This is a genomic window from Streptomyces vinaceus (assembly GCF_008704935.1).
Classification (GTDB): Bacteria; Actinomycetota; Actinomycetes; order Streptomycetales; family Streptomycetaceae; genus Streptomyces; species Streptomyces vinaceus.
In genome coordinates this window covers 5,517,226-5,532,091 of record NZ_CP023692.1, presented here as the reverse complement: position 1 = coordinate 5,532,091, position 14,866 = coordinate 5,517,226, and the positions used below count along the sequence as shown (strand labels likewise).

At 70.5% G+C, this 14,866-nt stretch carries 11 protein-coding genes; 9 read left to right on the top strand and 2 right to left on the bottom strand.

Annotated features, from left to right (window positions below; genetic code table 11):
• Window position 1: 1 nt before the first annotated feature.
• Window positions 2–1,189 (bottom strand): lytic transglycosylase domain-containing protein, encoded by a 1,188-nt coding sequence (locus CP980_RS24945; protein WP_150529123.1) that lies wholly within the window; start codon window positions 1,187–1,189, stop codon window positions 2–4.
• Window positions 1,190–1,354: 165 nt separating this feature from the next.
• On the opposite strand from CP980_RS24945, the gene CP980_RS24940 reads away from it, so the two are divergent.
• Entirely contained in the window at window positions 1,355–2,215 is an 861-nt protein-coding gene (locus tag CP980_RS24940; protein WP_150529122.1) for a DUF4184 family protein, read from the top strand.
• A gap of 33 nt (window positions 2,216–2,248) precedes the next feature.
• On the opposite strand, the gene polA is transcribed toward CP980_RS24940, so the two are convergent.
• Window positions 2,249–4,969 carry a DNA polymerase I gene (gene polA / locus CP980_RS24935; protein WP_150529121.1) on the bottom strand — a complete coding sequence of 907 codons (2,721 nt, stop codon included), beginning with the start codon at window positions 4,967–4,969 and terminating at the stop codon, window positions 2,249–2,251.
• Window positions 4,970–5,102: 133 nt separating this feature from the next.
• On the opposite strand from polA, the gene CP980_RS24930 reads away from it, so the two are divergent.
• The 8 genes from CP980_RS24930 to CP980_RS24895 all read left to right on the top strand — a co-directional run bounded on the left by CP980_RS24930 (window position 5,103) and on the right by CP980_RS24895 (window position 14,849).
• On the top strand, window positions 5,103–7,373 hold the full coding sequence (locus CP980_RS24930; protein ID WP_132760681.1) for an FdhF/YdeP family oxidoreductase: 2,271 nt from the start codon (window positions 5,103–5,105) through the stop codon (window positions 7,371–7,373).
• A 57-nt stretch (window positions 7,374–7,430) separates the two neighbouring features.
• Window positions 7,431–7,901, top strand: a complete 471-nt coding sequence (locus CP980_RS24925; RefSeq protein WP_099893326.1) for a hotdog fold thioesterase — start codon at window positions 7,431–7,433, stop codon at window positions 7,899–7,901.
• 371 nt (window positions 7,902–8,272) lie between these two features.
• On the top strand, window positions 8,273–8,524 hold the full coding sequence (locus tag CP980_RS35980) for a hypothetical protein (protein ID WP_229907339.1): 252 nt from the start codon (window positions 8,273–8,275) through the stop codon (window positions 8,522–8,524).
• A gap of 532 nt (window positions 8,525–9,056) precedes the next feature.
• A complete protein-coding gene (locus CP980_RS24915; protein WP_150529119.1) occupies window positions 9,057–10,295 on the top strand; it encodes a branched-chain amino acid ABC transporter substrate-binding protein in 1,239 nt (412 codons plus the stop codon).
• A gap of 111 nt (window positions 10,296–10,406) precedes the next feature.
• Complete coding sequence (locus tag CP980_RS24910) at window positions 10,407–11,339, top strand: branched-chain amino acid ABC transporter permease (RefSeq protein ID WP_030155821.1); 933 nt, start codon at window positions 10,407–10,409, stop codon at window positions 11,337–11,339.
• 5 nt (window positions 11,340–11,344) lie between these two features.
• Window positions 11,345–13,078, top strand: a complete 1,734-nt coding sequence (locus tag CP980_RS24905; RefSeq protein WP_132760685.1) for a branched-chain amino acid ABC transporter permease — start codon at window positions 11,345–11,347, stop codon at window positions 13,076–13,078.
• Between the two features lie 5 nt (window positions 13,079–13,083).
• Complete coding sequence (locus tag CP980_RS24900) at window positions 13,084–14,136, top strand: ABC transporter ATP-binding protein (protein ID WP_150530345.1); 1,053 nt, start codon at window positions 13,084–13,086, stop codon at window positions 14,134–14,136.
• Window positions 14,133–14,849, top strand: a complete 717-nt coding sequence (locus tag CP980_RS24895; protein ID WP_132760686.1) for an ABC transporter ATP-binding protein — start codon at window positions 14,133–14,135, stop codon at window positions 14,847–14,849. Before CP980_RS24900 ends, CP980_RS24895 begins: the two co-directional genes overlap by 4 nt.
• Window positions 14,850–14,866 lie beyond the last annotated feature (17 nt).

Here is a 14,866-nt window from a genome sequence, read left to right as displayed (position 1 = left end):
GCTACGGAGCCCTGGTCCCGGTCGGGGCCGGAGAAACGGAGGGGGAGGCGGCCGGAGACGCCTTGCGCGTGGCCGTGGGGCTCGGGGTGGGCGCCGGGGTCGGCCGCGCGCTCGCCGTAGGCGAGGGCGTCGGGGTCGGAGTCGGCTTGGGCGTCGGGGTCGGCGTAGGCGCGGGTGTGGGCGTCGGGCTGGGCGTGGGCTTCGGATCCGGCGTCGGGGTCGGCGTCGGGGTCGGCGTCGGAGTGGGCGTCGGGGTCGGCGTCGGAGTGGGCGTCGGCTTGGGGGTGGGGCTCGGCGTCGGCGTCGGCTTCGGGCTCGGCCCGGGCGGCGCCGGGGGCTGGTCCGCGCCCGCGTTCGGGACCTCGTGGGCGCCCTGGAGGTAGTACGTGAACCAGGACTTCACCGTGCGCAGGTACTCCGCGGACTGGTTGTACGAGAGCACCGCACGGTCCAGATCGGCGGGTACGCGCAGGTCCCGCGTGCCCGCGCAGAGGTAGCGGGCGGCCGCGAGGGACGCGTCGTACACGTTGTTCGGGTTGCGGCGGCCGTCGCCGTCCGCGTCCTGGCCCCAGACCGCCCACGTGGACGGGATGAACTGCATCGGGCCCACCGCCCGGTCGTACGCGGCGTCGCCGTCGTACTGTCCGCCGTCCGTGTCGCGGATGTTCGCGAAGCCGTTGCCGTCGAGCACGGGGCCCAGGATCGGCCGCAGGGTGGTGCCGGCGGCGTCGACGCGGCCGCCGCGCGCCTGCCCGGACTCGACCTTGCCGATGGCCGCGAGGAGTTGCCAGCGCAGTCCGCAACCGGGATCGCTCCGCCCCACCTCTCGCTCGGCCAGCCGGTACGCCGCCAGGACCGTCGCCGGGATTCCCTGCGCGCCTTCCCCGCCGCCCATGGCCACCGGTTCGTTGTGCGTCGCCGCCGCCCCGGCGTCGGGCTGCGCCGGCTGCGCGGCGGCCGGGACCTCCTGCGGCACCTCGGCCGCCACCGGCGGGAGTTCGGTCAGGTAGTCGGTGTCCCCTCCGGACCCGGCCGGCTGTGCGGGACCCGCGGCCGCCTCTTCGGAGTCCGCGGCGGATATCCGCTCCCGTGAGGGGGCCCCGGACGCCGTGAGCGCCGCGGCGACGAACGCGCAGACCAGGACCGCGGCCCCACTCCTGCGCAGCCTGCTTCCGATCCGAGCCGACATGAGCCGGGTCCCCTCCCCCTCGACGTCGGCGCGACCTTACGTCAACTCCCTTCATCCTGCACCGATCAGCGCCCGGAATTCACGACTTCCCCACCTGCCGGGCAGCTCACGCATACTGACCCGGACCGTTCGGGGCGCATTGGCCCGAAGTAAGGAAGAGATGTCATGCCGTTCACCCTCAGCCACGCGGCGGCCGTCCTGCCGGCCGTCCGCAGGACGGGCCGCGCCCGCGGACCGCTGGTCGCGTCGGCGCTCGTCCTCGGGTCGTTCGCGCCCGACACCTTCTATTTCGCGGACGCCGTCGTCCCCGGCGTCTGGGCGTACGGCGCGTTCGCTCACTCGTTGCCCGGGGTGTTCACCGCGGACGCCGTGCTGACCGCCGCGCTCGCGGCGTGCTGGCTGCTGCTGCGCGAACCGCTGGTCGCCCTCCTGCCGCGCCGCCGCCAGGGCCGGATACACGTCCTCGTACGGGGAGAGGACTGGCGGGGCCGCCGACTGCCTTCCCTCGCGCTGTGGTTCTACCTCTCCGCGGTCGCCGGCTCCCTCACGCACGTGGTCTGGGACAGCTTCACGCACCCGCACCGATGGGGGACGGACGCGCTGCCCGTGCTCGGCGAACCGTTCGCCCTCGGGCTCCCCCTCTACACGTTCGTGCAGTACGGGACTTCGGCGCTCGCGGCCTGCGCACTGCTCTGGTTCACGGTGACCGCCGTGCGCCGCCTGCCCGGCTCGGGCGTTCCCGCTCCCGCTGCCGTGCCGGTGCTCGGCCGGGCCGGACTGCTGGGCGCGTTCGCGCTGGTCGCGGTGTGCGTGGCCGTCGGGGTGACGATGCGCGTGCTGCGCTTCTTCACGTTCTTCGACCGGATCCGCACCCCGCTCGACATCATCCCGACCGTCTGCTTCGGCGCGGGAGGCGGCCTCGCCGTGGGGCTGCTGCTGTACGGGGTGCTCGTACGGCTCCTGACGCGCCGGGGCGAGCCGTCCCGTACGGACGAGGACGCGCGGACGCCCGTCCCCACCGCGTAGCGGCCTGCGGGGACGGGCGTCCGGTGACCTCGCTCAGTGCGCCGCCGACTCCCAGTCGGGGCCCACGCCCACCGACACGTCCAGCGGGGCGCGCAGTTCGACGGCGGCGGCCATCTCGCGGCGCACCAGCTCCTCGACCTTCTTCCGCTCGCCCGGGGCGATCTCCAGCACGATTTCGTCGTGGACCTGGAGCAGCATCCGCGACTTCAGCCCGGCCCCGGTGATCGCCTTGTCCACGCGCAGCATCGCCACCTTGACGATGTCCGCCGCGGTGCCCTGGATCGGGGCGTTCAGCGCCATCCGCTCGGCCGACTCGCGGCGCATGCGGTTGTCGCTGTTGAGGTCGGGCAGGTAGCGGCGGCGGCCGAAGACCGTCGCCGTGTACCCCGTGGCCCGGGCTTCCTCAACCACGCGGTGCAGGTAGTCGCGGACGCCGCCGAACCGCTCGAAGTACGTCTCCATCAGGCCGCGCGCCTCGGCGGGCTCGATGTTCAGCTGCTGGGAGAGGCCGAAGGCGGACAGCCCGTACGCCAGACCGTAGGACATGGCCTTGATCTTGCGGCGCATCTCGGCGTCGACCCGGTCGCGCTCGACGGCGAAGACCTGGGAGGCCACGGTGGTGTGCAGGTCCTCGCCGGAGGTGAACGCCTCGATCAGGCCCTCGTCCTCGGAGAGGTGCGCCATGACGCGCAGCTCGATCTGGCTGTAGTCGGCGGTCATGAGGGATTCGAAGCCCTCGCCGACGACGAACCCGCGGCGGATGGCCCGGCCCTCGTCGGTGCGCACCGGCACGTTCTGCAGGTTGGGGTCGGTGGAGGACAGCCGGCCGGTCGCGGCGACGGTCTGGCTGAAGCTGGTGTGCACCCGGCCGTCGGCGGCGATCGTCTTGACCAGGCCCTCCACGGTGACGCGCAGCTTGGCCTGCTCCCGGTGGCGAAGCATGATCACCGGGAGTTCGTGGTCGGTCTGGGTGGCCAGCCAGGCCAGCGCGTCCGCGTCCGTGGTGTAGCCGGTCTTGGTCTTCTTCGTCTTCGGCAGGTCCAGCTCGCCGAAGAAGACCTCTTGGAGCTGCTTGGGCGAGCCGAGGTTGAACTCGTGCCCGACCGCCGCGTGCGCCTCCTTCACCGCCTGCTGCACGGCTCCGGCGAACTGCTGCTCCATGGCCTCCAGGTGGTCGCGGTCGGCGGCGATGCCCGCCCGCTCCATCCGCGCCAGCAGCTGGGAGGTGGGCAGCTCCATGTCGTGGAGCAGCTCCGTGGCCCCCACTTCCTCCAGCTTGCCGGTGAAGGCCTCGCCGAGGTCCAGGACGGCGCGGGCCTGCGCCATCAGGGCTTCCGCCTCGGCGGTCTCGTCGGCGCCGAAGGCCAGCTGGCCGTCGGCGGCGGCGGGCTGGAGCTCGCGGTGCAGGTACTCGTTGGACAGCACGTCCAGCGCGAAGGAGCGGCGGCCCGGCTTGACCAGGTAGGCGGCGAGCGCGGTGTCCATGGTGACGCCGGCCAGGCTCCAGCCGTGCTCGGGGAAGACCCGCATCAGGCCCTTGGCGTTGTGCACCACCTTGGGGCGCGCCGGGTCGGCGGCCCAGGCCGCGAAGGCCCGCTCGTCGGCCTCGTCCAGTACGGACGGGTCGAACCAGGCGGCGGCGCCGCCCGCCGCGGCCAGCGCGATCTCGCTGACATTGCCCTGGCCCAGCGCCCAGCTGTCCACGGTGGACACGCCCAGCGGCCCGCCCGCGTGGGCCGCCAGCCACGGCGCCAGGTCGCCCGCGCCGATCACGCTGGCGTCCAGCTCCACGCCGGCGGCCGGCGCCGGCGCCGGCTCCTCGGCCGCGCCCGGGTCCACGGCGAGCAGCCGCTCGCGCAGCGAGGCGTTGCGGATCTCCAGTACGTCCAGCACGCCGGTGACGGCGGAGCGGTCGTACGGCAGGCGCTCCAGGTCGCCCGCGGCCTTGGGCAGCTCGACGTCCTTGACCATCTCGGTCAGGACCCGGTTGAGCTTCACGGCCTCCAGGTGGTCCCGGAAGTTCTGCCCGGCCTTGCCCTTGACCTCCTCGGCGCGCTCGACGAGCTCCGCGAACGACCCGAACTGGGTGATCCACTTCGCGGCCGTCTTCTCGCCGACGCCCGGGATGCCCGGCAGGTTGTCCGACGGGTCGCCGCGCAGCGCCGCGAAGTCCGGGTACTGCTGCGGGGTGAGACCGTACTTCTCCTCCACCTTCTCCGGGGTGAAGCGGGTCAGCTCGGAGACGCCCTTGGTCGGGTACAGCACGGTGGTGTGCTCGGAGACGAGCTGGAAGGAGTCCCGGTCGCCGGTGACGATCAGCACCTCGAAGCCGAGGGCCTCCGCCTGCGTCGCCAGCGTGGCGATCACGTCGTCGGCCTCGAAGCCGTCGACCGCGAACCGCGGCACGTTCATCGCGTCCAGGAGCTCGCCGATCAGCTCGACCTGCCCCTTGAACTCGTCGGGGGTCTTGGAACGGTTCGCCTTGTACTCGGGGAACTCCGTCGAGCGCCACGTCTTGCGCGAGACGTCGAACGCCACCGCGAAATGCGTGGGCGCCTCGTCGCGCAGCGTGTTCGCCAGCATCGACGCGAAGCCGTAGATGGCGTTCGTCGGCTGCCCGGTCGCCGTCGTGAAGTTCTCCGCGGGCAGCGCGAAGAACGCCCGGTACGCCAGGGAGTGCCCGTCCATGAGCATCAGGCGGGGGCGGTCCGCTGCGGTCGTCTGGTCGGTCTTCTTCGATGCGTTCTCTGCCACGCACCCGATCCTAGGCGGCCCCGCCGACAATTCCGGCGTCGGCGATGTCCGCAGGGCGTGACAGGATCGGACGCCTACGCGAATACGCGCGGCGGCCGACGCCGCGATGCTCGACTGCTCGAAGGGGAGCGACATGGCCACCAAGCCGCCCGCAGGTGATCCCGTACAGGACGCGCCGCAGGTCGCGCCCCCCAAGCGCGCCGCGGCAGGCCTGCCGGCCATCGGCCACACCCTGCGGATCGCGCAGCAGCAGATGGGCCTCGCCCGTACCGCGCGCACCCTGCTCAAGGTCAACCAGAAGAACGGTTTCGACTGCCCGGGCTGCGCCTGGCCCGAGGGGGACGAGCGGCACACCGCCGAGTTCTGCGAGAACGGCGCCAAGGCCGTCGCCGAGGAGGCCACGCTGCGCCGGGTCACCCCGGAGTTCTTCGCCGAGCACCCCCTGGCCGACCTCGCCGGCCGCTCCGGCTACTGGCTGGGCCAGCAGGGCCGCATCACCGAGCCGATGTACCTGCCCGAAGGCGCCGACCGGTACCAGGCCGTCTCCTGGGAGCGGGCCTTCGAGATCATCGCCGAGGAGCTGCGCGCCCTCGGCTCCCCCGACGAGGCCCTCTTCTACACCTCCGGGCGCACCAGCAACGAGGCCGCGTTCCTCTTCCAGCTCTTCGCCCGCGAGTTCGGCACCAACAACCTGCCCGACTGCTCCAACATGTGCCACGAGTCCTCGGGCTCCGCGCTGAACGAGACGATCGGCATCGGCAAGGGCAGCGTCAGCCTCGAAGACCTCCACCAGGCCGACCTGATCATCGTCGCCGGGCAGAACCCGGGCACCAACCACCCGCGCATGCTCTCCGCCCTGGAGAAGGCCAAGTCCGCCGGCGCGAAGATCATCTCGGTGAACCCGCTGCCCGAGGCCGGCCTGGAGCGGTTCAAGAACCCCCAGACCCCGGTCGGCATGCTCAAGGGCACCGCCCTCAACGACCTCTTCCTCCAGATCCGCATCGGCGGCGACCAGGCCCTCTTCCGCCTCCTCAACAAGCTCGTCATCGAGACCGAGGGCGCCACCGACGAGGCCTTCATCCGCGAGCACACCCACGGCTACGAGGAGCTCGCGGCCGCCGCCGCGGAAGCCGACTGGGCCGAGACCCTCACCGCCACCGGCCTGACCCGCCCCGAGATCGAGCGGGCACTGGCCATGGTCCTGGCCTCGAAGCGGACCATCGTCTGCTGGGCCATGGGCCTCACCCAGCACAAGCACTCCGTCGCCACCATCCGCGAGGTCGTCAACCTGCTCCTGCTGCGCGGCAACATCGGCCGCCCCGGCGCCGGCGTCTGCCCCGTCCGCGGCCACTCCAACGTGCAGGGCGACCGCACCATGGGGATCTTCGAACGCCCCGCGCCCGCCTTCCTCGACGCCCTCGACCGCGAATTCGGGATCACCTCCCCGCGCGGCCACGGCTACGACGTCGTCCGCTCCATCGAGGCCCTGCGCGACGGCGAGGCCAAGGTCCTGTTCGCCATGGGCGGCAACTTCGTCGGTGCCACCCCCGACACCGATGTCACCGAGGCCGCGATCCGCCGCGCCCGCCTGACCGTCCACGTCTCCACCAAGCTCAACCGCTCCCACGCGGTCACCGGCCGGCGCGCCCTGATCCTGCCCACCCTCGGCCGCACCGACAAGGACGTCCAAGCCGGCGGCAGGCAGTTCGTGACGGTCGAGGACTCGATGGGCATGGTCCACGCCTCCCGCGGCAACCTGGCCCCCGCCTCCCCGCACCTGCTCTCCGAGCCCGCGATCGTCGCCCGCATGGCCCGCGCCGTCCTCGGCGACGCGTCGAGGACCCCGTGGGAGGAGTTCGAGCGCGACTACGCCGCGATCCGCGACCGGATCTCCCGCGTCGTCCCCGGCTTCGACGACTTCAACGCCCGCGCGGCCCGCCCCGAGGGCTTCCGCCTCCCGCACGCCCCGCGCGACGAGCGCCGCTTCCCCACCAAGACCGGCAAGGCCAACTTCACCGCCGCGCCCGTCGAGTACCCCAAGGTCCCCGAGGGCCGGCTGCTGCTGCAGACCCTGCGCAGCCACGACCAGTACAACACCACGATCTACGGCCTCGACGACCGCTACCGAGGGATCACCGGCGGCCGCCGCGTGGTCATGGTCAACCCCGAGGACGCGGCGGAGCTCGGCCTCGCGGACGGCTCGTACACGGACCTGGTCGGCGAGTGGAAGGACGGCGTGGAGCGGCGCGCGCCCGGTTTCCGCGTCGTGCACTACCCGACCGCCCGCGGCTGCGCGGCCGCCTACTACCCCGAGACCAACGTGCTGGTCCCGCTGGACTCCACCGCGGACGTCAGCAACACCCCCGCCAGCAAGTCCGTCGTCGTGCGCTTCGAACCGGCCTGATAGAACGACCTCAGGACAAGACGGTTAACGAGCGTTGACACACGAAGGAGCCGGCCGATGGGCGAGCAGCACACCGTGAAGTTCCCGCAGGAGGTCCTCGACGAGTACGCGGCCCTGGGCATCGACCTGCCCGCGCTGTTCTCTGCGGGCGACCTCGGCGAGCGGATGGACGTCCGCATCCTCGAAGCCTCGGCCGAGCGGGTCGTCGGCACCATGCCGGTCAAGGGCAACACCCAGCCGTACGGGCTGCTGCACGGCGGGGCCTCGGCCGTGCTCGCCGAGACCCTCGGCTCGGTGGGCGCCATGATGCACGGCGGCATCACCAAGGTCGCCGTCGGCGTGGACCTGAACTGCACCCACCACCGGGGCGTGCGCTCCGGCCTGGTCACCGGCGTCGCGAGCCCCGTGCACCGCGGCCGCTCCACCGCCACGTACGAGATCGTCATCAGCGACGAGCAGGACCGGCGCGTGTGCACCGCCCGCCTGACCTGCCTCCTGCGCGACGCGGACGCCGCCGCCGGGGCCTGACCCGCCCGCGGGCCGAGCCCCGCAAGCCTCACAGACCGAGCCCCGCGGGCCCGGATCCCGCCCCGCACCAAGGGGCCGGACCCGGGCCCGCGGCGCGTACGGGCCGAGGCCTGCGGCGCGTACGGGCCCCGCAACCGCCCGGAATCCGCCAGTCCGCGCCCGGCCCCGCGACGAGTGTTGTGTCACCGAAGGTGACGGCCTACCTTCCCTTCATGGGGACCCAGCCACGTACCGCGGGCCGCTGCGGTGCCGCCGCACTCCTGACGGCACTCGCCCTGTCCGGATGCTCCACATCCACCCCACCCGCCCCGCGGACCACGCCAACGCCCGTTTCCAGCCCCTCCTCGCCCGCCCAGATCTGCACAAGTCTGGTGTCCTACTGGGCGAAGGAGGCCCTCAAGGGCGGCAAGTGGGCCGGCCTCGACTGGGAGCAGAAGGGCATGTCCAACGACCAGTACAAGATCCACGAGGAAGCCGTCGCCGCAGGCCGGACGGAGGAACGAACTGACGGTCTGGACAAGGCACTTGAGCTCGTCGACCGGTTCGTGGCGCAGCGCTGCACCGAACAGAACGGGGCAACCTGGAGCTCGGAGAACTGGCGGCCCCCGAGCCCGCCCGGGTGACCGGAATCCCGCGCACCCTGTCCGACTTCCGGTCGCCCTGCGGCACGGACCCGATCCGCAGGTCGCAGGCCCTCCGCACCCCGGACCAAGATCGATCCGCCCGAAGTGGATCAAGGGGGAAAATTACCCTCAGTAATCCCGACGCCCCACAGAATCCCCTTTTTCCCCGGCGGAATGCCACCCGCCGGATTCTTCCGGGCACAGCCAGCGACATTCGGCCGCTTTTGATCAATGACAGGAGCATGGACCCCTCAAGCCCCTTAGGGGAACGGGGAATTCTCACCATGCGGACATTCCCCGAGGTAACCAAACGTCCGAGTTGTCCGCACTACGGCCACACATTCTTGGCCTCGGCATAACAAGACAGTCACATCATCCTTTCCCTGCTCCCCGCACTCGCCACCTCGGCCTAGAGTCACGGCCAGTCACCGCGCCGCAGGGCGCAACCCAGCACGGCCGTGGACATCCCAGTGCGGCCCGGCGACCCAACGGCACCTCACATGAGGGGGCCGCGCCAGGGAAAGGAAGAATCGTGCGACACCGTTCTTTGCTCGTCCTCACCACCGTGATCACCACGGGAGCACTGACCCTCACCGCCTGCGGCTCGCGCAATGAGGCCAAGACCGGCGGGGACAAGGCCGACGGCGCCAAGACCGTCGTCGTCATCGGCGTGGACGCCCCCCTCACCGGTTCGCTCTCCGCGCTCGGCCAGGGCATCAAGAACTCGGTCGACCTCGCGGCCAAGACGGCCAACAAGAACAACGAGGTCCCGGGCATCGAGTTCAAGGTCGAAGCCCTCGACGACCAGGCGGTCCCCGCCTCCGGCCAGGCCAACGCCACCAAGCTCGTCGGCAACAAGGACGTCGTCGGCGTCGTCGGCCCGCTGAACTCCGGCGTCGCGCAGCAGATGCAGGGCGTCTTCGCCTCCGCCAACCTGGCGCAGGTCTCCCCCGCCAACACCAACCCCGCGCTCAGCCAGGGCGACAACTGGGGCAAGGGCGAGTTCAAGCGCCCCTTCAAGACCTACTTCCGCACCGCCGCCACCGACGTGGTCCAGGGCAAGTTCGCCGCCCAGTACCTCTTCAAGGACGCCGGCAAGAAGAAGGTCTTCGTCGTCGACGACAAGCAGACCTACGGCGCCGGCCTCGCCGCGATCTTCTCCGAAGAGTTCAAGAAGCTCGGCGGCGAGGTCGTCGGCACCGACCACGTCACCGTGAAGGAGACCGACTTCTCCTCCACCGCCGACAAGGTCAAGTCCTCCGGCGCCGACTCCGTCTACTTCGGCGGCCAGTACCCCGAGGGCGGCCTCCTCGCCGACCAGGTCAAGAAGGCCGGAGCCAACATCCCGCTCATGGGCGGCGACGGCATCCAGGACCCCGCCTTCATCACCGCCTCCGGCGAGGCCAACGAGGGCGACCTCTCCACCTCCATCGGTTACCCGGTCGAGAAGCTGCCCACCGCCAAGACCTTCATCGCCGACTACCAGGCCGGCGGCTACAAGGACCCCTACGCGGCCTACGGCGGCTACTCCTACGACGCCGGCTGGTCCGTCGTCCAGGCCGTCAAGGCCGTCGTCGCCGCCAACGGCGGCAAGCTCCCCACCGACGCCCGCGCCAAGGTCGTCGAGGCTCTCGGCAAGGTGTCCTTCGAGGGCGTGACCGGCAAGGTCGCCTTCGACGAGTACGGCGACACCACCAACAAGCAGCTCACGGTCTACAAGGTCGAGGGCGGCAAGTGGATCGACGTCAAGAGCGACACGTTCAACCAGTAATCCCGTAGGACCCCCGCATCACCAGCCGCACCTGAACCACACCCACCGCGCGAGGGCGCAACAGCGCCCTCGCGCGGAGTCTTATCCGACACGCTCATCGGAGGCCCTGCGGTGCACGAACTGCCGCAACAGCTGGCCAACGGCCTTGCCCTCGGTGCCCTTTATGGCCTCATAGCCATCGGGTACACCATGGTCTACGGCATCGTCCAGCTCATCAACTTCGCCCACGGCGAGATCTTCATGATCGGCGGCTTCGGCGCGCTCACCGCCTACGCCGCACTCCCGACCGGCACCTCCCTGCTGATCGCGATCCCCGTCATGATCGTCGGAGGCGCACTCGCCTCCGTCGCCGTAGCCACCGCAGCCGAACGCTTCGCGTACCGTCCCCTGCGCAGCGCTCCCCGGCTCGCCCCCCTCATCACCGCAATCGGCCTCTCGATCGCGCTCCAGCAGCTCGTCTGGCAGTTCTACCCGGATGCCAAGAAGGCCGTCAGCTTCCCCGAGTTCAAGGGCGAAGCCTTCAAGATCACCGACAGCCTGGCCATCCAGCGCGCGGACCTCTTCGTCCTCATCCTCGCCCCCCTCTGCATGCTCGCCCTCGGCATCTTCGTCCAGAAGAGCCGCAGCGGCCGCGCCATGCAGGCCACCGCGCAGGACCCGGACACCGCGAAGCTGATGGGCATCAACACCGACCGCATCATCGTCATGGCCTTCGCCATCGGTGCCGCGTTCGCCGCCGTCGCCGCCGTCGCCTACGGCCTCGACAAGGGCCAGATCAACTTCGAGATGGGCTTCATCCTCGGCCTCAAGGCGTTCACCGCGGCCGTCCTCGGCGGCATCGGCAACATCTACGGAGCCATGGTCGGCGGCGTCGTCCTCGGCCTCGCCGAGGCCCTGTCGATCGCCTACATCGAAGACATCCCCGGCATGTCGCAGCTCGGCGGTGGAGCCTGGTCCAACGTCTGGGCGTTCGTACTCCTCATCGTCGTCCTCCTCGTGCGGCCACAAGGCCTGCTCGGTGAGCGCGTCGCGGATCGGGCGTGAGAACCATGACCAACGAAGCAACCCTCCCGCTCGAAGCCGAAGCCAGCGCCAGCGCCGGCCTCTCCCGCACCGCACTGCTCTACGGGATCATCGGCGGAAGCCTGCTGACCGTCGTCAGCGCCTTCCTCGCCTGGACCTGGACCGCCGAGTTCCCCGGTGACCTCACCTACTACGGCAGCCCGGCCCCCATCCAGTTCGTCAGCCTCGCCGGAGCCGTCCTCACCCTCCTCTACGCGCTCTCCGCGCTGGGCGTGAAGGGCCTCGGCTGGCTCGCCCCCACGGGCTCCCGCAAGGCCATCGAGTTCCTGGCCGTGGGCAACTTCCTGGCCACCGGATTCACGGTCGTCTCGATCACCGTCGTCCTCGGCGGTGTCGTCCACCTCGAACCCGGCGCCTACGTCGCCTTCGTCGGCTCGCTCATCCCGGCCCTGCTCTCCCTCAAGCTCCCGGACGACAGCCACAAGGCGGCCCCCGCCAAGAAGCTGCCGTCCTGGGCCGAAATCCTCATCATCGTCGCCGTCTTCGCCCTCGGCCTCTACGTCGTCACCTACGGCATCGACACCGACGACAAGGAGCCCCAGCTCTTCGTCGCCTACCTGATCACGGTCGGTTCCGCGGCCCTCGCCCTGCTCAAGTCGGGCCTCCTCGACCGGTTCAGCGCCATCACCGCGAAGAACCGCCAGGTCACCCTGATCGGCAGCGCGGCCGCCGCGATCACCTTCCCGTTCATCCAGCAGAGCGGCGACACGTACACGCTCATCGCGGTGAACATCCTGATCTTCGCGACCGTCGCCCTCGGCCTCAACGTCGTCGTCGGCCTCGCGGGCCTCCTCGACCTCGGTTACGTCGCCTTCCTCGGCGTCGGCGCCTACGCCGCGGCCCTGGTCTCCGGAAGCACCGCCTCCGCCTTCGGCTTCCAGCTCCCCTTCTGGGCGGCCGTCATCGTCGGCGCCCTGGCCTCGCTGATCTTCGGCGTGGTCATCGGAGCCCCGACCCTGCGTCTGCGCGGCGACTACCTCGCCATCGTCACCCTCGGCTTCGGAGAAATCTTCCGCATCGCCATGGGCAACCTCGACGGCACCTCCGGCCCGGACGTCACCAACGGCCCCAACGGCATCCCGAACATCCCCCACCTCGAACTCTTCGGGTGGAACTTCGGGGAGTCGCACAACGTCGGTGGCATCGTCCTCGGCGCCTACGCCAACTACTACTTCCTGATGCTGCTCGTGATGGCGCTCGTCATCCTGGTCTTCGCCCGTGCCGGCAACAGCCGCATCGGCCGCGCCTGGGTCGCCATCCGCGAGGACGAGACAGCCGCCGAAGCCATGGGCATCAACGGCTTCAAGGTCAAGCTCATCGCCTTCGCCCTCGGCGCCACCCTCGCCGGCCTCGCCGGCACGGTGCAGGCACACGTCAACAGCACGGTCGTCCCCGAGAACTACGTCTTCGCCGGGCCCGTCCCGCCGAACTCCGCGTTCCTCCTCGCCGCCGTCATCCTCGGCGGCATGGGCACCATCCGCGGCCCCATCCTCGGCGCCGCACTGCTGTTCCTGATCCCCGCGAAGCTGGCCTTCCTCCAGGACTACCAGCTCCTCGCGTTCGGCATCGCCCTCATCCTGCTCATGCGCTTCCGCCCCGAAGGCCTCATCGCCAACAAGCGCGCGCAGCTCGAGTACCACGACGAAGAGACGACTGACCAGGCCCCCGCGGACCTGGCCACCGCCAAGGCGGGTGCGTGAACACCATGACCACCACCACCGACACCACCACCACGGCGACGACCACCGTCCTCGAAGCCAGCGGCGTCACCATGCGCTTCGGCGGCCTCACCGCCGTCAAGGGCGTGGACCTCAAGGTCAACGCGGGCGAGATCGTCGGCCTCATCGGCCCCAACGGCGCCGGCAAGACCACCTTCTTCAACTGCCTGACCGGGCTGTACGTCCCCACCGAGGGCACCGTCAGCTACAAGGGCACGGTCCTGCCGCCCAAGCCGCACCTGGTCACCAGCGCCGGCATCGCCCGCACCTTCCAGAACATCCGGCTCTTCCACAACATGACGGTGCTGGAGAACGTCCTCGTCGGACGCCACACCCGCACCAAGGAAGGCCTCTGGTCCGCCCTCCTGCGCGGCCCCGGCTTCAAGAAGGCCGAAGCCGCCAGCGAGGCACGCGCGATGGAACTCCTGGAGTTCATCGGCCTGGAGAAGAAGGCCCAGCACCTCGCCAAGAACCTCCCCTACGGCGAGCAGCGCAAGCTGGAGATCGCCCGCGCCCTCGCCAGCGACCCCGGCCTCATCCTCCTGGACGAGCCGACCGCCGGCATGAACCCGCAGGAGACCCGCGCGGCCGAAGAGCTCATCTTCGCCATCCGGGACATGGGCATCGCCGTACTCGTCATCGAGCACGACATGCGCTTCATCTTCAACCTCTGCGACCGCGTGGCCTGTCTCGTCCAGGGCGAGAAGCTCATCGAAGGCACCGCGGCCGAGGTCCAGGGCGACGAGCGCGTCATCGCCGCCTACCTCGGAGAGCCCTTCGAAGGCGACCCGGGCGCGGCCGAGGTCGCCGGCGTCGAAGCCGCCGAGGAGAACGCGGTGGCCGAGGCGGAGGCCGAGGCGGAAGCCGAGGCCGAGGCCGACACCGAGAGCGACACCGAGACCGAAGCCGAGCCCGAGGCACCGGCGGCAGCCGAAGCCGACACGGCACCGGCCGCCGAGCCGGCCACGGCCACGGCCACGGCCCCCGAGCCGGCCGCCGACTCGGACAGCACCACCAGCAAGGACGGAGAGGCCAAGTGACCGCACTGCTAGAGGTCAAGGACCTCAAGGTCGCCTACGGCAAGATCGAAGCCGTCAAGGGCATCTCCTTCGAGGTCAACCAGGGCGAAATCGTCTGCCTCGTCGGCACCAACGGCGCCGGCAAGACCACCACCCTGCGCACCCTCTCCGGCCTCCTCAAGCCCGCCGGCGGCACCATCACCTTCGACGGAAAGCCGCTCGCGCAGGTCCCCGCCCACAAGATCGTCTCCCTGGGCCTGGCCCACTCCCCCGAGGGACGCCACATCTTCCCCCGGCTGACGATCGCCGAGAACCTCCAGCTCGGCGCCTTCCTGCGCACCGACAAGGAGGGCATCGAAAAGGACGTCGAGCGCGCCTACGAGATGTTCCCCATCCTGGGCGAACGCCGTAAGCAGGCCGCCGGCACCCTCTCGGGCGGCGAGCAGCAGATGCTCGCCATGGGCCGGGCCCTGATGTCCCGCCCCAAGCTGCTCATGCTGGACGAGCCCTCCATGGGCCTCTCGCCCCTCATGATGCAGAAGATCATGGCGACCATCGCCGAACTCAAGGCCACCGGCACCACCATCCTGCTCGTCGAGCAGAACGCCCAGGCCGCCCTCTCGTTGGCCGACCAGGCCCACGTGATGGAGATCGGCAAGATCGTGCTCAGCGGCACCGGCCAGGAGCTCCTGCACAACGAGGACGTCCGCAAGGCCTACCTCGGCGAGGACTGAGCTAGCTCCCCCGCACA